Here is a 21424-nt window from a genome sequence, read left to right as displayed (position 1 = left end):
TCGGCGCGGTATGCCTGGCGCCAGAGAAGCACGAAAGGTGCTGGGCAGCAACCTTCCGTCATGTGATCTTCGTCGATCACTACGGCGGCCCGCCTGCCGCCATGATGGTGACCCGGGGAGGAGAAGTGACCATGCGAACAGAGCAGCGCGCCGGGCCGATACTCGCCATCGCCACCGCCGGCTATCTGCTGAGCGCGTGGGCGTGGGCGCTGCTGGCACCACTGGCGCCGCTGCTGCGTGACACCCTCGGCCTCACCGCGATCCAGCAGGCGGCTGCCGTGTCGATACCGGTGGTGGTCGGCTCCCTCGGGCGCGTCCCGGTCGGCGCGCTCACCGACCGGCTCGGCGCTCGCACCGCGTTCCTCCTGGTAGCGGCCGCGACAGTCGCGGCCCTGCTGGTGCTGACCGTGGTCGTGGAGCACTCGGCAGCGGGCCTGCTGATCGGCGCCGGCCTTCTCGGCGTCGCCGGCACGATGTTCGCGGTCGCCGTGCCGGTCGTCAGTTCCCGGTTCGCCGCCCCGCGCCGGGGACTGGCCCTCGGCGTCCTGGGCACGGGTCTGTGCGGTGGCGCGATCGGCGGGCTGACCACGGTCCGCCTGGTCGAGCAGCACGGAATCGGCGCCCCGTTCCTGGCGGCGGCGGCCGGGGTGGCCCTGTTCGCCGTGCTCGTCGTCATGACGGTGCCGGACACCCCTCGGCGCCCGTCCACCGGCGGCAGGCCGGGCGGCGCTCTCGTGGCCGTCCTGCGATTGCCGATCACCCGGCGCGGCGCCCTGTGGAACGCCGTGACGTCGGCGCTCTTCGTGACGTTCTCGTCGTACCTTCCGGTCTATCTGACGAACGCCTACGGCCTGCCGCTCGACCGCACCGGCTACGCGATGGCGGGCTTCATCGTGCTGGCCGTGCTCATGCGCCCGGTGGGCGGCTGGCTGGCGGACCGCCTCGCGCCGCGACGACCGCTGACCACCGCCCTGGTCGTCCTCGCCGCCGCGGTCACGGCACAGGCGTTCACGCCGCCGCTCCCCCTCGTGGTGACCCTGCTGCTGCCGGTGATCGCGGTGGCGCTCGGCATCGCGAGCGGGGCCCTTCTCGCCCAGGTCGCGGCCGTCGCGCCGCCCGCGATGATCGGCCGCGTCAGTGGCATGGTCACCGGCGTCGCGGGGCTCGCCGGATTCGCCAGTCCTCTGCTGATGGCCTCCTCCGTCAACCACACCACCGGGTACGGGCCGGCCCTCGGCGTCCTGGCGGCGGCGACCGCCGTCGCGGCGATCAGCGCTCTCACCGGCAGCGGACATGGCTCTCCCCGATAGCCGGATCATCCGTCGCCCGCAGTCACGTCCGCTCGCGCCGGATCGGCAGGACCCGCGCGACGCCCGGCTGACCCGGGTCGTCGGTGATCTCGGCGCCGTCGAGCCAGCAGCCGATCACGTGCGCGAGCTCGCCCGGGTGGCTGAAGTTCATCGCGTGCGCCGCGCCGTCGATCATCACGACCGTCACGTGCGGCGGCGCCAGCCGGGCGACTTCACGGACCCGCGCCGGCGGTGGCATCAGCGGGTCACGGGTGCCGAGCACGGCCAGGGTGGGCACCGGCGTGCGCAGCAGCCGTTCCAGCGAGGGGAACCGCACCAGCTCGCTGAACAGGTGCAGGCCGTTCACCGGCCCGAAGCGCAGGTAGTCGGGCAGCACCACCGGAATCATCCGCGGCCTCTCCCGGCGCACGTCGCGGGCCAGCTGCAGCAGGGCCCGGCCGAGCGGCTGGTTGTGCACGCCGCCGGCCGGCGAGGCGAGCACGATCCCGGCGACCCGCTCGGGCGCGCTGTGGGCCACCTCCAGCGACAGCGGCCCGCCCATCGAGTTGCCGATCAGGAACACCCGATCGAGGCCGAGCGCGTCGAGAACCTCCAGGAGCGCCCACGCCAGGGACGGCAGACCGAGCGCATGGCCCCAGGCCGCGCTGCGGCCATAACCGGGAAGATCGGGTACGACGGTCGTCGCGCGCCCGGCCAGGGCCCGCGCCGTGGGCAGCAGGTAACTTCCGGACACCGCGAATCCGTGCACGTGGACGAGCGGGATCGATCCCGGCACCTCGGGACCCAGGCGTACGAAGATCGGACGTCCCTGGACCATGATCCGGCGCTCCCGCCAGCCCGTCCCCTCCGTCACGGACGGTCCCGGTGGCGGCCGGAGATCAGGAACTTGTCGGCGGCGACCACGGCCGGCGCGAGCAGCGAGAGGCCGATCACGACGAGCCACTCGTTCCCGGACAGCGCGGTGGTGTCGAGCAGCCGCTGCAGCATGCCGAGCTCCACCCCGGCCCAGGTCAGGGCCCAGCCCAGCATGATCCACCCGAGGTACGGGAAGAGCGGCGACGACCACGGCGCCTCCCGTTCCCTCCGCATCACGAGCCCGATGTTGACGGCGCTCAGCGAGATGATCGCGAAGGCCATGGTCATGGCCGCCGTCGGCTCGGTGGTGCTCGGCCGGCCGGGTCCCCAGGCGAGGACGGCCAGTGCCGCGGCGGCGATGACGAACCCGGTGACGAACCAGCGGACGATCTGCGGCCCGTTGACCACCTTGGTGCCGGGGCGGCGCGGCGGGCGCTGCATCACACCGGGGTCGGACACGTCCACGATGAAGCCGATGACCACGGTGATGACCACGAAGAACTTGGCGAACAGCAGCTGCAGCGGGAAGAGGGCGACGCCGTCGTTGATGTCGAGGACCGTCGCGAACACCATCAGCTGCAGCACCGCGGACAAAATCGTCAACTGCAGTTTCACGTACGCCGAGATACGCCGGTAGATGTCACGTCCGAGATCGACCGCCCGTACCAGGGTGGCGAAGTTGTCGTCGGTCAGCACGATCTTCGCCGCCTGCTTCGACACCTCCGAGCCGCTGCCCATCGCGACGCCGACGTCGGCCTGTTTCAGGGCCGCCGCGTCGTTGACCGCGTCGCCGGTCATCGCGACCACCTCGCCGGACTCCTGCATGAGCCGGGCCAGCCGCAACTTGTCCTCCGGCGCCACCCGGCCGAAGACATGCAGTTCCGGGAGCCGCTCGATCACCTCATGGTCGGGCAGGCGCGCCAGTTCGGTGCCGGTGATCACGCCGGGGCCGAGACCGAGGTCGTCGGCGATGGCCCGGGCGGTGACCGTGTGGTCGCCGGTGATCATCCGGACGTCGATGCCGGCGCCCAGCGCCACCCGTACGGCGTCCTTGGCCTCCAGCCGCAGCGGGTCCATGATGCCGACCAGCGCCACCAGCACCAGATCGGTGACCGCGGGCATCGGGTCGGCCACAGCGGCCGCCATCGCCTGATCGTCCAGGTCCCGGGCGGCGAAGGCGAGCACCCGCAGTCCGCGTCCGGAGAGGTCACGGACTGCGCCGAGGATCTCGTCGCGGACGGCGGCGATCGGCACGACCTCGCCGTTCCAGAGAGCCGAGCAGCACCGCTCGACGACCACGTCCGGGGCGCCCTTCACGCTGGCGAAGTGCGACTGCCGCAGGATCCCGCCGTCCAGCGATCCGGGCCGGTCGTGGAACGTCGCCATGAACTTGTACTCGGAGTCGAACGGCACCTCGGCCCGCCGGGGCAGCGCCGCGCGGGTCTGCTCGGCGTCGACGCCCATCTTCGCGGCGAGCACCACGAAGGCCGCCTCGGTCGGGTCACCGATGACCGACTCGTCGTCGCCGACCGTGGCGTCGGTGCACAGCGTCAGCCCGAGCGCGAGCCGGTGGAAGTCCGGCGCCCGCCCGGCGGCCACGCCGAGGATCTGCCCCGACTTGTGGTAGCCGACCCCCTCGATGCTGAACCACTGCCCACCGGCGAGCATCGTGGTCGCCGTCATCGCGTTCATCGTCAGCGTGCCGGTCTTGTCGCTGTTGATGACCGTCGTGCTGCCCAGCGTCTCGACGTCGCTCAGCGACTTGACCACCGCTTTCAGCGCGGCCAGCCGCCGGGCGCCCGAGGAGAGCATGGCCTGCACGAACGTGGGCAGGCCGTCGGGTATCGCCGAGATCGCGGTGGACACGCACAGCAGCGTCAGCGTGCTGAGCTCCTGGCCACGGGCGATCCCGAAGACCGCGATCACCGCGACGGCGAGCCAGGCGATCAGACCGAAGATCTTCGTCATGTCGTCGAGCTCGCGCTGCAGCGGCGAACGGGACCGCTTGGTCGCGGTCACCATGCCGGCGATCCGGCCCATCTGCGTCGCCCGCCCGGTCGCGGTCACCACGAACGTCGCGGTGCCACGTGTCACCTGCGTATTCTGAAAAACCAGATTGGTACGGTCGCCGAGCGCCCGCTCCCCCTCCGGCAGGGTGACCCGGTCCTTGGCGACCGGCGCGCTCTCCCCGGTGAGCGCCGCCTCCTGCACCTCCATCGAGGCCGACACCAGGATCCGCCCGTCCGCGGGGACCACGTCACCGGCCTCCAGCAGCACCACGTCCCCCGGCGCCAGCCCCGTCGCGTCGATCTGCGCGGTCTCCCCGGAGCGTCGCACCCGGGCCGACGGCACCTGCAGCTGAGCCAGCGCGTCCACGCTCGCCCGGGCCTTCATCTCCTGGTTCGTGCCCATCACGACGTTGAACACGACAAGCGCCAGCACCACGGCGGCGGTCGGCACCTCGGCGATGGCCAGACTCGCGCCGCCGACGATCAGCAGCATGATGTTCATCGGATTGGCGAGCTGCCCCCGGGCGACCGCCCACCGGCTCTGCGCCGGCTCGGCCGGCAGCTCGTTGGCCCCGAACTCGGCCAGCCTCCGGTCCACCTCGGCGGCGTCCAGCCCGCGATCCGGGTCGACCCCCAGCCGCCGCGCCACCTCCGGCCCCGGTACGGAGTAAGCGGGACTCTCCTCGACGGCCCGTCCCACGGTGGTCATGCCAGTTCCCCGAACGGCGTGGGGATGTGCCGTACCGTCAGATCCGGCTCTTGGTAGCCGTTCGCCTTCTGCCGTCCGGGCAGCGTGACGTCACGGGTCGTCAACGGCTCGTAGGGCACCTGGCTGAGCAGATGGCTGATGATGTTGAGCCGGGCCCGCCTCTTGTCGTCGGTGCCGGCGATGTGCCAGGGCGCCCAGGCCGTGTCGGTGGCCGCCAGCATCGCGTCCCGGGCACGGGAGTAGTCGTACCAGTGGGTGTACGACTTGAGATCCATGTCGGACAGCTTCCACACCTTGCGCGGATCGTGGATGCGGCTCTTCAGCCGGCGCGTCTGCTCCTGCGGGCTCACCTCCAGCCAGTACTTCAGCAGCAGGATCCCGGAATCGGTCATCGCCTTCTCCCAGATCGGGACCGACGCGAGGAACCGGGTGCTCTCCTCCGGCGTGCAGAAGCCCATCACCGGTTCGACGCCGGCCCGGTTGTACCAGGACCGGTCGAAGATCACGACCTCTCCGCCGGCCGGGAAATGCGCGACGTAGCGCTGGGCGTACATCTGGCTCTTCTCCCGTTCGGTCGGCGTGGGAAGAGCGACCACCCGGAACACCCGCGGGCTGACCCGCTCGGTGATCCGCTTGATCGTGCCACCCTTGCCGGCCGTGTCCCGCCCTTCGAACACCACGCAGATCTTGGCGCCGGTGGCCTTGACCCACTCCTGCATCGCGACGAGTTCGGCATGCAGGTGGCGCATCTCGTCCTCGTAGACGCGGCGCTTCATCCTGGTGACCGGGGTGGCAGTCCGGCTCTTCTTCTTCGTCGACATGGCGCCTTCTCTCCCACGTCCGGTCCGGGGGATCCATGTTCGTCGCAGCGCCGAGGCGGGGCACCACCCCTGACGGATGACTGCCGGGCGATCCCTGTGGGAAGACGTCAGGAGGGCGAGCCGGAAGCGCCGGCGTCGGTCCGCAGCCTTCCCACCTCCGAACTGTGCGCCTGAACCCGGGTAGTACACCCGTCCCACCCGGGGTAACCCCTGCTCATGACCGACCTCGATCAGCCACTCGCGTGCGACGTGCCCGCCGCGCCGCACAGTGCCAGCGGCGAGCAGGTGGCCACGTTCGACCTGAGCGCGGTGGCGCCGCCGGCCCGCCGGGCCCGGCGCTGGACGCCGCGGCGGGTGGTGGCGACCCCGCCGGCGTACGACCATCCGCACGGCCGCCGGATCATGGAACGCCTCGAGGCACAGGGCATCGAGGTGGAACGGCTGCGCGGCCCGCGGCTGACCGGGGTCCGCGGGGAGAGCGACCGGGAGACGTACGCCCGGGCCAAGAACACCATGGCGATCGTCGTGAGCCCGCCGTCGCGCCGGAAACTGCAGCCGATCGCACCGAGCGCGGACTGGCGGTTCGACCTGGCCGAGGGCTGCCCCGCCCACTGCCAGTACTGCTACCTGGCCGGATCCCTCTCCGGCCCGCCTGTCACCCGCGTTTACGCCGACCTGGACGACATCCTCGACGGCCTCGCCGATTACGCCGGACGCGGCACGATCACCAGCCCCAAACCATCACGGCACCACGAGGGTACGACGTTCGAAGCCTCCTGCTACACCGATCCGCTCGCGGTGGAACACCTGACGGGCAGCTGGCGGCGGGCGGTCGAGCACTTCGGCGCGTGGGACGCTCCGGTGCAGCTCCGCTGGACGACCAAGTTCGACGACGTGGACACGTTCATCGGGCTCGCCCATCACGGGCGGACACGGGTCCGGTTCAGCGTCAACTGTCTGCCGGTGACGACCCGCTTCGAGGGAGGCACGAGCCGCCTGGGCGACCGGCTGGCCGCCCTGCGACGGCTCGCCCTCGACGGCTACCCGGTCGGCCTGACGATCGCGCCGATCATGCCGATCGACGACTGGCGATCAATGTACGGCGCGTTGATCGCCGGCGTGGCGGCAGCTGTCGACGGCGTGACCGGCCTTGATCTGACCGCTGAGCTGATCACCCACCGGTTCACCCCGGGGAGCAGGGATGTGCTGATGGGGTGGTATCCCCGTACCCGATTGGAAATGAACGAAGAGACGCGAACCCGGAAACACGGCAAATTCGGGGCGGTCAAATACGTCTATCCGGCCCCGCTGATGACCGAGATGCGCACCTGGTTCGAGGCCGAGATCGCCCGCCGGCTCCCCGGCTGCCGCATCCTCTACTGGACCTGAGGCTCCACGGTGCCGAACGGATTGTTGATGAGGTAACGCCAGCGTCCGTCACTTCCGCGGCGGAGAACGTCAGCGGAGACGCCACTCAGATCGAGCGGATAGCCCTGGCGAGCCGTGCCGCGCATCGACCATTCGACGACCGACAATGCGATGTCGCCCGTGACATGAAGATGCCTGGTCTCCGCGACCATCGGAACGCCGAATCCGAGAAGGTGCTCATAGGCGGCGAGGCGCTCGGCCGTACCGGTCAGTGCCGTTCCGGGTTGCGGAACGAGAATCGCGTCGCGCTCGTAGAAGAGGTCCACGGCGGCACCCGACCCGGTGGCGAAAGCAGCGGTATAGGCGGCGACGTGCCCGTGAACATCGGTGGTGGGGCTGACGCGCTCCGGCGGCATGGCATCGGTTTCACGAGGTGACTGCGATGAATTCGTCATGCCCAACCAGAATAACCCCGCCGATGGCGCACCGTGGTCCCCGCCCGTCACCCATCTCGATGACGCTTCCTTCGACCGTGCCGGCGGATCCGGTCGTGGTGCCACGAGGTGCTGGCGGACGAGGCGACCTGTCCCTGTTGGACGTGACGCCTCGGAGCCGATGGCGATCACTACGCTGCGGGCATGGAAGACACAGCCCGTCAGTTGAACTTTCACGTCCAGGGCGACCCGCGACTGTCCATGGCTCTCGCCCGGCGCCTTCTGCTGCGTGTCTGGTGCCTGATGGCGCTGGCTGTGCTCGCGGTGGCCACAGTGCTGGTCCAGGCGGACGTCACGACGGCGAAGACCGCCCTGCTCTACGGCGGCGTGTTCCTGCTTCTGATGCTGTATGTCCTCGTGATCGAGTCGCCGAAGCGAACCCTGCAGCAGAACGCGCACAAGCTCGGCCGGCCGACCGCGTACCGGATCGACAGCGCCGGCATCCACATCACGGCCGGCTTCGGAACCGAGACCCTGCCCTGGCAGGCGATCACCCGTGTCACCAGAGCACGGGGCCAGATCATCATCTCGCAGGGCTGGCGCACGGCGTCCGGCATTCCGCTGGACGGCCTCTCCGCGGCGGAACAGGAGACTGTGCTCACCGTGCTGCGTTCCCGCGGCCGTGCGCTCACCGGCGACGGCTCCTCGACCTGAGGCGTAACTCCGAAAGTTCCGGAAACCGATCGGCCGGATCGCGATGACATCGCCCCAGGTGAATGCCTCAATCATCGGAGAAACCTCGTCACAAGTGCCATGAAGAGCGAATATTCACCATTGTAATTGTCGCTGCCCACTTGTAATGTTTCGCTCGATCCGGATCAGCCTGTTCCCTCGGTCGCGCCACCCGCCTCCCCCACCTCGGTGTGGTCACGGGTCGTCCCCCGCCGCACCCGAAAGGAACGACCATGAGAAGACACTGGCGTGCAGCGCTGGCCTCAGTCGTCGCGGTCCTCGCCGGCCTGATCGCGACCACCACGCTCCTCCCGGCGTCACCGGCCTCCGCGGCGGCGTTGACCGAGGTCACCGGGTTCGGCGCCAACCCCACCGGCATCCGGATGCACCTGTACGTCCCGGACCGGCTGCCCACCAAGCCGGCGGTGCTGGTGGCCGTGCACTACTGCACCGGCTCCGGCCCGGCGTTCTACTCCGGCACCGAGTTCAAATCACTCGCCGACCAGTACGGCTTCATCGTCATCTACCCGTCGACCGTGCGTACCGGGAACTGCTGGGACGTCTCCTCGGCGGGGGCGCTGACCCACAACGGCAACAGCGATCCGGTCGGCATCACCTCGATGGTCAAGTACGTGCAGCAGCGGTACAACACCGACACGGCACGGACTTTCGTCACCGGCGCCTCGTCCGGCGCGATGATGACCAACGTGCTGCTCGCCGACTACCCGGACGTGTTCGCCGCCGGCGCCGCGTTCATGGGCGTGCCCGCCACCTGTTTCCAGGCGACCGCGGGCAACCCCGCCGACCCCGGCCAGCAGGCCGGATGGAACAGCGCGTGCGCGAACGGCCAGGTCAGCAAGACCCCCGCGCAGTGGGGCGACGCGGTGCGCAACGCGTACCCCGGCTACTCCGGCCCTCGCCCGCGCATGCAACTGTGGCACGGCGTCACCGACACCACGCTGCACTACAACAACTTCGGCGAAGAGCTCAAGCAGTGGACCAATGTGCTCGGCGTCAGCCAGACAGCGGTCAAGACCGACACGCCGCAGCCCGGCTGGACCCGCACGTGGTACGGCAACACCTCGGCGCAACCGCCGGTCCAGGCCATCAGCATCGCGGGCGTCGGCCACTCGCTGCCGCTGGCCGGGCAGGCCAGGATGGCGATCAGCTTCTTCGGCCTGGACGGAACCACGGTGACCCCCTCCCCGTCCTCGCCGTCGCCGTCCTCGCCGTCGCCGGTTCCGGGTGGCTGCACCGCCTCGGTTTCCCTGAACTCGTGGAACGGCGGCTACGTCGCCACCGTCACGGTCACCGCCGGCACGTCGGCGCTCAACGGCTGGACCGTCGGCACCACCCTGCCGCCCGGCTCAGCCGTCACCAACTCGTGGAGCGCGACAGGTAGCGGCACCAGCGGGGCGGTGAACTTCACGAACGTGAACTACAACGGCTCCGTCGCGGCCGGCAGCACCAACCAGTTCGGCTTCCAGGGCACCGGCAGCGGCCCGACCAGCGCCACCTGCGCCGCCCGCTGACCGACAGACACGGCTCCATCGAGGACGGGTTTCCACCCCTCGTCATCGATGGAGCCGTGCCGGTGTCAGTCCAGTCGCCACGATGTCCGACCAGCCCCTGTCACCGATTTGCCGCCAGGTGGAAAGTCTCCCGTCGCCCGGGCCGCCGTAGAGGCGCAGTGTGCCCCCTTCGTGGGGTAGCGACCAGGTCGGGCCGGCCGTCACCAATGAGATCACCGGGCGTGGCGCTAAGAGTCTTCGCCTCGGGGTAGGCGGCGCCGACAAGCAGGCGGTGATCCGATAATCCGGGGTCGCTCACCACTGCCTTGACGGTATGAAAGTCGCGGGTGGTGACCAGGATGTGGTCGATCTTGACGGTAGTGGTGGTCTTCTCACCCGAGGCACACTCGTCCACCATTGCTTTCTTACACTCGTCGGTGAATTGGTCCCGGTCGGTCTCGTCCACCTCCGCGAACCCGCCGGTGCCCGCAACCCCGGCTCGCGCGACCTGCAATGCCGTGGAGCCAGGCCGCGCGTTGACATCCCCACCCAGGATGATCGGCAGACCTGCGGCCCACGCGTCAACGTAGCCAAGCACCTGACTCATACCGTTGTCGGGCGTCATGTACGCCGCAACGTGGGTATTACAGATCAACGTCGTGCGCCCGCCGACCGGGCCGCGCGCGCACAACACCGCTCGCGCCTCTTCACCGGCGGGAACGGTGAGGTTGGCGACGAAACGGTCAACGGCCGGGGCGCGGACGAAAGTCCCCATCCCGAAGCGAGCATCAGTACTACCCCACTTCGGACAGCCGGGAGCCGCAGACACTGTGGAAGCAAAGATTCCTACGTAGCCGCGTGCCGCCAGTCGGCTGCGTAACTGGCTCCACTGCTCGATGCAGAGTTCCTGCAGCATGAGCACGTCAGCGTTCCACGTAGTGACTTGCGTCTCGACGGTATTCAGCCAAGTGCCGAATTGGCCGGTGTACTGGCAGACGGAGTACGAGCCGCACACGTTGTAACTCAACACGCGCACGCTCGGGACATTGCTCGGCGTGACGTCGTCGGCGAGGTTAGGCGTCGCCGGGACGAGCAGCGCGGCGGAACATGCGAGCACGATCGATGCCCGCGCCAGGAAAGCCCTGATCACTTATCTCCTTATGGCGAGATGCGTGGGATCCAAGCGTATCGTCACTTTTTGGGCAAGTCCTGAGTGAATCTCTCCAACCCGATCTTGCAGGTCAGAGCCCGTGGCCGGGGTCGGCGATCCTGAGGGCGCCATGCTGTCCTACCCGTCCACGATCGCGGAAAACATAAGCGGCAGAGCGTGAACGTGCAGGTCATCGCCGACACCCTTGGCCGGCTCGTGTGGGCGTCACCGGCGCTGCTTCCGGCCGAAACTGTCCCGCCGGCAGAAGGCGCTCAACCGCGCCCACGCGAAGATCGACCCCGCCAGCGCGCTTCGATCCCGGCTCGAGCGCATCCTTCGACGGTACGGCCGATCCCTCCCCGCACCCGTGCCCCTATGCTCGCGGGACAGTTGATCATGATCATTCAGGGGACGGATCCGCGTGGGCGACGAGAGCAAATACGAGTATCAGACCGTGCGGGCGGTTCGGGGCACCGACGGCCTGGTGATCTCGCGGATGCAGAAGGACGGCTGGGAGTTCGTCGAGCAGGCCCAGGGCACGCTGCGCACCACCCTCACCTTCCGCCGCCCGAAGAAGCCGGTGCCGTGGCTGCTGATCGGCACGGGCGCCGCCGTCCTCGCGATCCTGGCCGCCGCCGGCGGCATCGCCTCCGCTCTCAGCGGCGACGAGAAGAAGGACCAGCCCGCCGGCACGGCGGTCGCCGCGAGCAAGCCGCCCAGCACGGCGACCGGGGCGAGCAAGCCGCCCGCCGGCGACGAGGGACAGCCCGCCGCAAGCGAGGAAGCAGCCGAGAAACCGCCCACAACGCCCACCACCGACAAGGTGATCACGTCAAAGAACAACAAGAAGTTCGCGGCACTGCTGAAGGCGGACTCCTGCGACGACGCCAACGTGGACTTCGCAGCCGAGCACCAGGGCGAGACCATCGCGTTCAACGGCTCGATCGTGAACATGATGCCCCACGGTGACTACAAGACCCGCTACGACCTCCTTCTGGGCCCCGGCAGCAAGGGGCCGCAGACGACGGAGGGCCCGGCCTTCAAGTTCGAGGACGTCAACGTGTCGGACCTGAACCTGACCGGCGACAACATCCCCGCCACCGTGGGTGAGGGCGACACGTTCCGCTTCGTCGCCGAGGTCCGCGAGTTCAACCCGGTCCAGTGCAGCTTCTACCTCGACCCGATCTCCACAGAGGTCCGCTAGTCAGAGGCCTCGGGCAGCACTGCCCCGATCAGCCCACCCACCGCCCCCCGCAGCTCCCGCTCCCCGATGGGATCGCTCGCACGCGCCCCGGCGATGTTGTCGAACAGGATGCCGTCGATGCAGGCCACCAGCCACCGAGCCTGACGCGGCGGCTCAGCGGCGCCCAGACCACCGAGGATCTCCGCGATCCGCCCGCGCAGCTCCTCCCCCGACCGGTGCAGCTGACCCGCCACCTCCGGACGCCGCACCGACTCGAGCGTCAGCTCGTACCGGGCCAGATGCCGTTGCCGGCCCGCGCCGAGCCAGTGCCGCAGCACCCCGGCCAGCGAATCCGTCAGCGCCTCCCGATCCGCCCCCGCGATCATCGTGGTCAACCCGTCGAGCTCTTCGTGATCCCGCTCGACCAGCCGCTCGACGCATGCGCTGAGCAGGGCCGCCCGGGATCGGTAGTAGTACGACGTCGACCCGGCCGGAAGCCCCGCCGCGGTGTCCACCGCGCGGTGGGTCAGCCCCCGGGAGCCGTGCTCGGCGAGCACGTCGAGGGCGGCGTCGGCGACGAGTCGATGTCGTGCGGAGCTCATGCGGCCCACTCTATAGCCGTAGAGCCTCTACATCTGTAGTGTCGCCTCTATGGATGTAGAGGCAACGATCATCGGTGGCGGCATCGGCGGGCTCGCGGCGGCCGTCGCCCTGCACCGGTCCGGCTGGGCGGTGCGGGTTCACGAGCGCAACCCCGCCGGGGTCCGGGCAGGTGCGGCGCTCACTCTCTGGCCCAATGCGGTACGGGCCCTCGACTCCCTCGGCGTGGGAGAAGCGCTGCGGTCACGGGCCGCCGCGCTCCCCGGCTCCGGGATACGCCGCCCGGACGGCCGCTGGCTGTCCCGTACCAGCGCCGACCAGGTCATCTCCCGGTACGGCAGTCCGCAGATCGCGATCGTGCGCGCCGATCTGATCGACCTGCTCAGGTCCGCCCTGCCGCCGGATTCCCTGCGCTTCGGCGCGGCGGTCACCCACGTCGACCCGGGCGACGCGGACCGGCGGGCGACCGTCCACTGCGGAGGCGAACGCATCCCCGCCGACCTGGTCGTCGCCGCCGACGGCGTCCACTCCCGGGTGCGCCGGCAGCTCTGGCCGCACCACCCGGAGGCGCGCTACTGCGGATACGTCGCATGGCGCGCCCTGGTCCCCCGCCCGGCAGCCGCGGCGATCACGGCGGCCAGCGAGACCTGGGGCCGCGCGGAACGCTTCGGGATCGTGCCGGTCGGCGACGACCTGGTCTACGTGTACGCCACCGCCAACGCCCCGGAAAATCACGATCAACTGCCCGATCCGCGTACGCGTTTTCGCCGCTGGCACGATCCGATTCCCGCCCTGCTCGACGCGATCACGCCCGCTGAGCTGCTGTGTCACGACGTCCTGGCGCTCCGGCCGTCCCTGGATCGCCTGCACCACGGCAGGGTCGCGCTGCTCGGCGACGCCGCGCACGCCATGGAGCCCAACCTCGGCCAGGGCGCCGGCCTCGCCGCCGAGGACGCCGTCGTCCTCGCGCACGCCGTCTCCACCAGCACTTCCACGATCAACGGCCTCATCGGGTACGACCGGGAGCGCGCCCGCCGAGTCGCCCGCCTGACCAGGCAGTCCCACCTCCTCGGCCGCCTCACCCAGACCGGCTCCGCAACCGTCACCGCGCTGCGCGATACCGCCGCCCGCCTGATCCCTGACCGCTTCGCCGTCCGCGGATTCGACGAGGCAGCCGCCTGGCGTCCCCCGGCGGCGCTCCCAGGCGTGCGGAACTCGGGCGCGCGCCCCGCCACACCCCACGTCCACACGCGGGGGTGCCGTGGCGCGAGCCGTTAAGCGAGCCGCGAGCCGTTAAGCGAGCCGCGAGCCGTTAAGCGAGCCGCGAGCCGTTAAGCGAGCCGTAGCCGGCGCTGGGAATCGAGCCTTGATCACCGGGCTGGGCGACGGCTGAGTCGGGCCAGCCGTAGCGGGGAACGGCTACCCGAGCTTGATCACATGCGTGGGCCACGGCTGGACCGTCGGCGCTCCACGATCGGCGGGCTCAGGACGCACACAACGGTTGCGTGTGCCCCCACCCGTGCCAGGGCAGCGATGTCAGCACACGAACGGCTTCCGTGCGCCCTCGCCCCCGCCGCCGCAGCTCACCGTGTGCCCCCGCCCCGCCACCGCAGCTCGACGTGCGCCCTCGCCCCCGCCGCCGCAGCTCACCGTGTGCCCCCACCGCGGCTCAGCGTTTGCTCTCGCCCCCGTGTCCGGCCGGGGCGGCCGGCGCGCGGGCGATCCGGTTCACCGGGCCGGGCGCAAGGCGCGCACGCGGGACAGGTGATGCCGGGCAGCTCGCGACGTCCCTGACCGACAGCACTCAGCGCCAGCCGAACCAGCCGGCGCCCAATGCACTCCCACCAGCGCTGACCCTGCTGGTTTATTCGGTGGTTAGGCGGCGAGGGTGAAGTTGAGGCGTTGGAGGTGGGTGGTGCGGGTGCGGTTGAGGGGTTTGCCGGTCCAGTAGTGGTCGAGGCGGATGATGTTGATGGCGGTGGCGGCGAGGGTGTGTTCGAGGGTGGTTTTGGGCAGGCCGCGGTAGCGGGCGGTGCGGATGCCGGTGACGTGGGTGGTTTGGCGGATGGTGCCTTCGATGCCGGCGCGGGTGTGGTAGCGGGTTTTCCATTCGCTGGTGTTCTGCTGGGTGCGGTGGGTGGTGGCGGCTTCGTGCAGGTCGCGGGGTTGCAGGCCGATTTTGCGGCGGTCGCTGGTGGTGCAGAGTGGTTTGACGGGGCAGGGTTGGCAGGTGTGTCGGGGCCAGGCGACGATGATGGTGTCGGTGCCGTGGGATTGGGTGGGTGTCCAGGTGCTGCTGGTGTGGCCTTGGGGGCAGACGCTGTGGTGGGTGTCGTAGTCGATGGTGAACGCGGCTTTGTCGTAGCCGTTGCCGGCGCGGGCTTGGGTGGAGTTGTCGGTTAGCAGGGGGGCGATCAGGGTGATGCCGTGGTCGCGGGCGGCGGTGACGAGCAGGTGCGCGGACGGGTAGCCGGAGTCGACCAGGTGTTCGGCGGGGGTCAGGTTCTTGTCGGCGAGTTGCTGGTGGATGGTGGCGGTCATCGCGTTGTCGGCGGTGCTGGCTGCGGTGGTGACCACGTTGGTGATCAGGTTCGGGTGGTCCCCGCGTCCGGTGCTGCCGCTGGCGGTGCGGGGTTCGGGTGGGTCGCAGGTTTCGGTGAGGTGGACTTTGTATCCGGTCCAGGCCTTACCGCGTTTGGTGGCGTAACGGGCGTCGTGTTCATACGGCGAGGCGATCCGGTCTCTGGCCGGCGGGACACCGTCCCCGCTGGGGGCGGGGTCCCGCCGTCGCACCTCCCGCCGGCCGCTGCTGTCGGTGTCGCCGCAGAACTGCTGGATCCAGATCCGGCGTAACGCCTGGACCGCGGGGATCTCGGCCAGCCAGGGCGGGGCGTCCGGCTGGTGCACGGCATCGAGCAGGTGATAGCCGTCGCGGCCGTACTGCAGCAGCAGTTCGTCGCGTCGGGTCTGGCTGGCCGGTAGCCGCAGATTGTCGATCCGGGCGCCATAAACGTCGAGCCAGGACGCGTCGATCACCGTGGTCAGCCAGTCCGGCGCCGCGGCGGACAACGCTTCCAACGCGGCCCGCACCGTTTCCCCGGCCAGCTCCAGACGGTTGAGCCGGCGGATCGCCGCGAGCACATGCGTGGAATCGGTGCGCTGCCGACCGGCGGCCTTGACCAGCTTCAACGCGGCCAGCCGCTGCAACAACGCGTCCAGCGCCAGACTGCTCAGCTCACCATCGACCAGCCTCGCCCGGAACTCACTGAGCACACTGGCATCGAACCCCGGATCGTCCAACTCCAAACCCAGCGCGTATTTCCAGGTGATCCGGTCCCGGACCGCCTCAGCGGCCTGCCGATCGGTGAGATCCTCCGCGAACTGCAACACACTGACGATCATCAACTGCGCCGGAGAAATCCCCGGCCGTCCCCGCACCCCGAACACAGCCACAAACCGGCCGTCCTCATACACCTGACCCAACTCATCACGGATCCGCGTCGCCAGATTCCCCTTCCGAAACGCCGCCCGCGCCATCCGCGCAGTCTGCTCCGGAACCTCAGGCCACGGCCTTGGCTGCATCGACATGACCACATAACTCCATCGACGGCCATAGGTAACGGACACGCCCACCGAATAAGCCATCAGGGTCAGCGCTGGTGACCAGCCGGACCAGCCGGCGCCCAATGCACTCCCACTAGCGCTGGTGACCGGCCGGACCAGCTGGCGAACAGTGCTGTCGGGAGCGCTTCTGGCAGCACTGGAAGCCAGCCCGGCTCGCTCGGCTTCCAGTGCTGCGGCGCGTCCGTTTTGTGAACACTGAGCGCCAGCCGGCATCGCCGTTTCCAAGATTCACGCCCGCACCCCGCCGCCGGGACGCCACGACGCCGCAACGCCGGGACGCCGCAACGCCGCAACGCCGGGACGCCGCAACGCCGGCACGCCGCAACGCCGCAACGCCGGCACGCCGGCACCCCGGGACGCCGCAACGCCGCAACGCCGGGACGCCGGGAACGCGCAAAAGCCCACCCGGACGATCCGGGTGGGCTTTGCACGAAGCTGTTCGGCGAGCGATTACCCCTGGCGGCCGCTCCACCGCGGGTTCTTCTTGTTCACCACGACCTGGCGGCCGCGACGGCGCGTGACGACGCTGCACGGCTTGCTCTTCAGCGAACGGAGCGAATTGCGGACCTTCATGACGCTGACCTCTTTCCGCGACGGCGCTGGCTTACGCCGTACACGATGATCTGAACGTCGCCGCCCCCGCCGCTATTTCCGGGCCTCCCGGCGCCGCCTAACCCGCAGCGGGTGAGGCGTGAGCCGGTCATGCCCCCGGAGAATCGGAGCGCCGGAGCGCCGGAATGCCGGAGCGCCGGAATGCCGGAGCGCCGGCCGCCGACGAGGAGGACGTGATGGGCGAGGCGATTGGCGGGAGCCTGGCCACGGCTGTCGGTGTGGCGCTGAGCCCCGTACCGATCATCGCGGTGATTCTCATGCTGACGACCCCGAGAGCCCGGACCAACGGTCCAGCGTTCGTCGCCGGCTGGCTGGCCGGTCTCGCCGCCGTCGGCGCGCTCGTGCTGCTGCTCTCCGGCCCCGCCCCGGACACCGACGGCGCCGGCCCGCCTGCCTGGGCCGGCTGGCTGAAGCTCGTGCTGGGGCTGTTGCTGATGCTGCTGGCCGGCTGGCAGTTCCGCGGCCGGCCGCAGCGGGGTGAGGCGGCGGCGATGCCCGGATGGATGAACGCGATCGACGGGTTCGGGGCGCTCAAGTCGTTCGGCGTGGCAGCGGCGCTGTCCGCGGTCAACCCGAAGAATCTGCTGCTGGCGGTGGCCGGCGCCACCGCCATCGCCCAGACGGGCATCCCGGGCGGGCAGCAGGCGGCGGCGTACGGAATCTTCATGGTTGTGGGAACGCTCGGCGTGGCGGCACCGCTCGTCCTCTACTTCGCCATGGGTGACCGGTCCGCCGATCTGCTGGGCCGCCTCAAGGATTGGATGAGCAGCCACAACGCCGTGATCATGTCGGTGCTGTGCCTGGTGATCGGCGCCCAGTTGGTCGGCGACGCGGCCGGTATCCTCTGGTGACGGCTCTCAGAGGGTCCGCAGTGTCGTCGCCGGGAGCGTGCAGCACTGCACCACGCATGATCTCTCCTTGGATCAACGGTTTCGCTGTTTCTCAGTGCGTGTTTGAGAGTGCTGTTATCCGGGCGTGCTCAATGTCCGGCGGCCCTGGCGGATGGCGGGTCGGCCGCGGTCGAGACGGCGGACCATGGTGTTGATCGCGGCCCAGCGGATCAATGCCTCAGAAACCGCGGGGTCGCGTTCATAGTCACGGGCCAGCCGGCGGTGCGCGGTCAGCCACGCGAGGCTGCGCTCGACCACCCACCGCCGGGGATGGACCACGAACCCACGCTGGTCGGCGGGCTTACGGACGATCTCGATGGTGGTCTTGAGCGTTTCGGCAGCCCAGTCGACCAACCGGCCGGCGAAGCCCTGATCGGCGAACACGTGCCGGATCGACGTGGTCAGGTACGTCGACAGCAAGGTCGTCTTCGCGCCGTCGCGGTCCTGCCAGGACGCTGACATCACGCAGACTACGACCAGCAGGCCAAGAGTGTCAGTGACGATGAACCGCTTACGTCCGTTGATCTTCTTCCCGGCGTCGTAGCCGCGGCTGTCGCTGCCGACGGTGTCGGCGGCCTTGACCGACTGCGAGTCGATGACACCGGCCGACGGCTCGGCTTCGCGGCCCTCGGCCAGGCGGACCTGCTCCCGCAACTCTTCCAGGATGCGCTCGGTGACCTGGCGTTTCTCCCACTGCTGGAACTGCCAGTACACGGTCTGCCAAGGCGGGAAGTCGACCGGTAGCTGCCGCCACGAGCAACCGCTGCGGACCACGTACAAGATCGCATCAACGATCGTCCTGCGCGGATGCTTCGGGATCCGGCCCGGCGACTTGATCAACGGGAGCATCGGCTCCACGATCTCCCACTGCTCGTCAGTCAGGTCAGACGGGTACCGACGCTCACGCTCCACCACGCCAGCTTCAGACCACTCTCGCCGCACCCAGGGACACGCCGTGCGACACCACACTCAAACACTCACTCAGAGAACCGCGTCCGGCCCGCTGGCGCGAGGCACTGATAAAGGATGCACCGCCGGTACACCCCATGTCCGGGGAAAAGGATTCCCGCGCCGGCTGTCTCGCAGGACACAATCGCGGGCGAAATATCGAGGGTGGCGGATCGGTTGTGCCTGTCGATCAACCTGGAGGTCAGCTATGAAGACCGGAATCCACCCCGAGTACCGCAGCGTCGTCTACCGCGACCGGAACGCCGACTTCGCGTTCCTGACCCGCTCCACCGAGACGAGCACCAGGACGATCGACTGGACCGACGGCGTCACGTACCCGGTCATCGACGTCCAGATCTCGGCGGCCAGCCACCCCTTCTGGACCGGCCGCAGCCGCGTGCTCGACACCGCGGGGCGCATCGAGAAGTTCAAGGCCAAGTACGCGAAGTTCGCCAAGTAACGCGTGAGCGCATCGGCGCCCTGACGGAGTGCTCCGGTCCACGACCGGAGCACCCCGTCGGTCATCGGCGGGTCTTGGGCAGGTCGAACTGGTCGGCGGCCGTGCAGTCCTTCTGGTTGCCGATCGCGCCCGGGCCCAGCTTCTTCAGCTCCTCGCGGGCCTGCTGGCGACCGAGGTTCCAGGCGTACCAGGGGTCGGGTTCCTTCAGGTCCTTGGCGATCCAGCTGAGGGTGCACCGCCGTACCGGATCGGGCAATTCGGCCAGAGCGGGAGTCGCGTCGGCGGAGAGAGCACGCAGGTACCAGGCGTCGATCTTGCCGGATCCCTCGTAGCGGGCGGCGTTACGGCTGGCCACGTAGCCCTCGGGGTCGAGGACGGCGAGGCCGAGAAGCATCATGACGGCGAGGCCGACGGTGGTCGCCGGGATCCAGCGGCCCTGCCACTTGATGCCCGCGACCGCGATCAGCACGAAGATCACGCCGAGCAGCATCTCGGACGCCATCACGAAGATCCGCTCGCCGGTGAAGCTGTAAACCCGCTGGTACTCCCACATCCGGGACAGCGCGGACGCCACGATGACGACGCTCAGACCACAGAGCAGACCCAGGAGTACGCGGAGCATCACCCGCTCCCCCGGCTGATCCCGTTTCGCCCAGCGGGCCAGCGCCGCGATCAGTGCCAGCGACAGCAGGGTCACCGCGACGAGCTGCCAGAAGCCGCTGCGGGCGTACTCCGAGTAGCTGAGCCCGGCCGTCTTCAGCACGTGCCGGCTGCCGCCGAAGAGCACCGTGAACTGCACCCCGACGAAGCCGGCGAAGAGCAGCACCAGCGCGGCGCCGGCCGGCGCCCACTCGATCAGCCCGAACCGGCCCTTACCCTCGGTGTCCAGGCTGGACGTGGCGGGCGGCGCGGTGAGCGTGTAGATGCCGGAGACCGCGAGCAGGCCACCGGCGACCGTGAGGAAGACCCAGGTGAAGATCGAGCCGACGGCAAGATCCGGGACGGCGTCGTCGAGCAGGTTGGAGAACGCGACGTCGGCCGAGGAGAGCAGCGCGCCGAAGACGAACAGCACCACGACGGTGAGCGCCACGGAGAAGAAGATCCGCCGGGCGATGCCGGGTTCCCGGCTGCTCTTCAGGTGTCGGCGGACCCACGGGATGCCGGCGAAGGCCGCGTACGGGGCCGCCACCAGGCTGAACAGGATCGATCTGACCTGCCGGCCGCCGACGATCGCCAGCGCGGTGCAGCCGATCGCGCCGATCACGCTGAACGTGACCAGCCACCACGCGTTGCGGAACGCCGGGATGAGCATCAGCGCGAGCGCGGCTGCGGCCCAGCCGGACCGGATCAGCCGCTCGGTGCGGGACAGGTCCTTCGAGCCGCGGACCGCGAAGCCGACGCCCAGCGTGAGCGCCAGCCAGCCCAGGAACCAGCCGATGCCGACCCGGTCCAGCGGCAGGAACACCAGGAAACCGAGGGCGCCGGCGAGCACACCGCCGGGGACGGCCCAGCCGCGGGCCTGCTTCGGGCCGGGCCAGTTCTTCTTGCGGAACGTCTCCCAGGCCGACGGCGGGCGCTCGTAGGTGCCGAACGGGTGGATCGACTGGGGGCGCTGGCCCGGTGGGGTGGATCGCTGCGGCTGCATCGGCGGGAAGGCCTGCACCGTGGCGCCCGCCAGATCCGACGGGGTCGCGTTGGCCACCGCAGCGGGCTTCGAAACCGGCTTCGGAGACTCGGCAACAGCGGCCGGCGCCGGCGCCGACTTCGGAGACGAGTCGACTGCAGCCGCCGCCGGTTCCGGAGACGAGGCAGCAGCGGCCGCCGCCGGTTTTGGGGACGAGGCAGCAGCGGCCGCCGGCTTCGGGGACGAGGCGACAGCGGCCGGCTCGGCCGCGTCCACTGTCGCCGGTTGCGCCGGGACCATCGGCACGAACAGGGCGTATCCCCGCGTACCAGAGGGAATCTGAACCGGAATCGCCCACGCGACCTCGCCGTCGGTCCCCGGCCAGACCATCGACGGGATCGCGTCGCTGGGCGGCATGACCAGCAACTGCGGCGCCGGAACGGGAACGTCGGTCTCAGCCGGGTCCGGCTTCTCTGGTGGCAGGTCCGCCACTGCACCCTCCTAGGTTGCTCGGTCCGCACACTGTAGGGCGTGCGCACGGCAATTTCTACGCCGGGACGTGTCCGTATCGCCCCGACGCCTAG

18 protein-coding genes and 1 pseudogene are annotated in these 21424 nt (G+C 69.7%); 9 read left to right on the top strand and 10 right to left on the bottom strand.

Annotation, left to right across the window (positions count from 1 at the left end; genetic code table 11):
- The first annotated feature begins 131 nt into the window (after window positions 1–131).
- Window positions 132–1310, top strand: coding sequence for an MFS transporter (locus AMIS_RS15115; protein ID WP_231859394.1), 1179 nt, complete (start codon window positions 132–134; stop codon window positions 1308–1310).
- 22 nt (window positions 1311–1332) lie between these two features.
- Here the strand turns inward: AMIS_RS15115 and AMIS_RS15110 are convergent, their stop codons facing one another.
- Genes AMIS_RS15110 through ppk2 form a run of 3 tightly spaced genes read right to left on the bottom strand, consistent with a single transcriptional unit; the run spans window position 1333 to window position 5704 of the window.
- Entirely contained in the window at window positions 1333–2163 is an 831-nt protein-coding gene (locus AMIS_RS15110) for an alpha/beta fold hydrolase (RefSeq protein WP_014443186.1), read from the bottom strand.
- Entirely contained in the window at window positions 2160–4883 is a 2724-nt protein-coding gene (locus tag AMIS_RS15105; protein WP_014443185.1) for a cation-translocating P-type ATPase, read from the bottom strand. Before AMIS_RS15105 ends, AMIS_RS15110 begins: the two co-directional genes overlap by 4 nt.
- Entirely contained in the window at window positions 4880–5704 is an 825-nt protein-coding gene (gene ppk2 / locus AMIS_RS15100) for a polyphosphate kinase 2 (protein WP_014443184.1), read from the bottom strand. Before ppk2 ends, AMIS_RS15105 begins: the two co-directional genes overlap by 4 nt.
- Window positions 5705–5920: 216 nt before the next feature.
- Between ppk2 and AMIS_RS15095 the strand changes: the two genes are divergently transcribed.
- Entirely contained in the window at window positions 5921–7093 is a 1173-nt protein-coding gene (locus tag AMIS_RS15095; RefSeq protein ID WP_014443183.1) for a spore photoproduct lyase family protein, read from the top strand.
- Here the strand turns inward: AMIS_RS15095 and AMIS_RS15090 are convergent.
- Entirely contained in the window at window positions 7081–7527 is a 447-nt protein-coding gene (locus tag AMIS_RS15090) for a YybH family protein (RefSeq protein ID WP_197538023.1), read from the bottom strand. The two genes, AMIS_RS15095 and AMIS_RS15090, sit on opposite strands and share 13 nt — an antisense overlap.
- A gap of 183 nt (window positions 7528–7710) precedes the next feature.
- On the opposite strand from AMIS_RS15090, the gene AMIS_RS15085 reads away from it, so the two are divergent.
- Both AMIS_RS15085 and AMIS_RS15080 read left to right on the top strand, forming a co-directional pair.
- The gene (locus AMIS_RS15085; RefSeq protein WP_014443181.1) at window positions 7711–8220 is read left to right on the top strand and encodes a YcxB family protein; all 510 of its coding nucleotides are present in this window, start codon (window positions 7711–7713) and stop codon (window positions 8218–8220) included.
- Window positions 8221–8471: 251 nt separating this feature from the next.
- On the top strand, window positions 8472–9770 hold the full coding sequence (locus AMIS_RS15080) for an extracellular catalytic domain type 1 short-chain-length polyhydroxyalkanoate depolymerase (protein WP_014443180.1): 1299 nt from the start codon (window positions 8472–8474) through the stop codon (window positions 9768–9770).
- Window positions 9771–9870: 100 nt separating this feature from the next.
- Here AMIS_RS15080 and AMIS_RS15075 read toward each other — a convergent pair whose 3' ends face one another.
- Window positions 9871–10899 carry an endonuclease/exonuclease/phosphatase family protein gene (locus tag AMIS_RS15075; protein ID WP_014443179.1) on the bottom strand — a complete coding sequence of 343 codons (1029 nt, stop codon included), beginning with the start codon at window positions 10897–10899 and terminating at the stop codon, window positions 9871–9873.
- 156 nt (window positions 10900–11055) lie between these two features.
- Between AMIS_RS15075 and AMIS_RS42685 the strand changes: the two are divergent.
- Both AMIS_RS42685 and AMIS_RS15070 read left to right on the top strand, forming a co-directional pair.
- Window positions 11056–11136, top strand: a pseudogene (locus tag AMIS_RS42685) (IS5/IS1182 family transposase); the annotation flags it as partial.
- A 184-nt stretch (window positions 11137–11320) separates the two neighbouring features.
- Complete coding sequence (locus AMIS_RS15070; RefSeq protein WP_014443177.1) at window positions 11321–12103, top strand: DUF4839 domain-containing protein; 783 nt, start codon at window positions 11321–11323, stop codon at window positions 12101–12103.
- Here AMIS_RS15070 and AMIS_RS15065 read toward each other — a convergent pair.
- Window positions 12100–12684, bottom strand: coding sequence for a TetR/AcrR family transcriptional regulator (locus AMIS_RS15065; RefSeq protein ID WP_014443176.1), 585 nt, complete (start codon window positions 12682–12684; stop codon window positions 12100–12102). The genes AMIS_RS15070 and AMIS_RS15065 overlap by 4 nt on opposite strands.
- A gap of 49 nt (window positions 12685–12733) precedes the next feature.
- Here AMIS_RS15065 and AMIS_RS15060 point away from each other — a divergent pair, with 49 nt between their 5' ends.
- Window positions 12734–13960, top strand: coding sequence for an FAD-dependent monooxygenase (locus AMIS_RS15060; protein WP_014443175.1), 1227 nt, complete (start codon window positions 12734–12736; stop codon window positions 13958–13960).
- Window positions 13961–14557: 597 nt separating this feature from the next.
- On the opposite strand, the gene AMIS_RS15055 is transcribed toward AMIS_RS15060, so the two are convergent.
- The gene (locus AMIS_RS15055; protein ID WP_014443174.1) at window positions 14558–16270 is read right to left on the bottom strand and encodes an IS1182 family transposase; all 1713 of its coding nucleotides are present in this window, start codon (window positions 16268–16270) and stop codon (window positions 14558–14560) included.
- A 486-nt stretch (window positions 16271–16756) separates the two neighbouring features.
- On the bottom strand, window positions 16757–16879 hold the full coding sequence (locus AMIS_RS15050) for a ribosomal protein bL36 (RefSeq protein ID WP_014443173.1): 123 nt from the start codon (window positions 16877–16879) through the stop codon (window positions 16757–16759).
- A 164-nt stretch (window positions 16880–17043) separates the two neighbouring features.
- Between AMIS_RS15050 and AMIS_RS15045 the strand changes: the two genes are divergently transcribed.
- Window positions 17044–17769, top strand: coding sequence for a GAP family protein (locus AMIS_RS15045; RefSeq protein ID WP_014443172.1), 726 nt, complete (start codon window positions 17044–17046; stop codon window positions 17767–17769).
- 114 nt (window positions 17770–17883) lie between these two features.
- Here AMIS_RS15045 and AMIS_RS15040 read toward each other — a convergent pair whose 3' ends face one another.
- Window positions 17884–18720 (bottom strand): IS5 family transposase, encoded by an 837-nt coding sequence (locus AMIS_RS15040; RefSeq protein ID WP_041830879.1) that lies wholly within the window; start codon window positions 18718–18720, stop codon window positions 17884–17886.
- Window positions 18721–18964: 244 nt separating this feature from the next.
- Between AMIS_RS15040 and AMIS_RS15035 the strand changes: the two genes are divergently transcribed.
- Window positions 18965–19216 carry a type B 50S ribosomal protein L31 gene (locus AMIS_RS15035; RefSeq protein WP_014443170.1) on the top strand — a complete coding sequence of 84 codons (252 nt, stop codon included), beginning with the start codon at window positions 18965–18967 and terminating at the stop codon, window positions 19214–19216.
- A 61-nt stretch (window positions 19217–19277) separates the two neighbouring features.
- On the opposite strand, the gene AMIS_RS15030 is transcribed toward AMIS_RS15035, so the two are convergent.
- The gene (locus tag AMIS_RS15030) at window positions 19278–21332 is read right to left on the bottom strand and encodes a DUF4153 domain-containing protein (RefSeq protein WP_014443169.1); all 2055 of its coding nucleotides are present in this window, start codon (window positions 21330–21332) and stop codon (window positions 19278–19280) included.
- Window positions 21333–21424: the final 92 nt, after the last annotated feature.

The organism is Actinoplanes missouriensis 431 (genome assembly GCF_000284295.1).
GTDB lineage: Bacteria > Actinomycetota > Actinomycetes > Mycobacteriales > Micromonosporaceae > Actinoplanes > Actinoplanes missouriensis.
The sequence above is the reverse complement of the archived record's forward strand: the minus strand, read 5'-3'. Positions and strand labels throughout refer to the sequence as shown.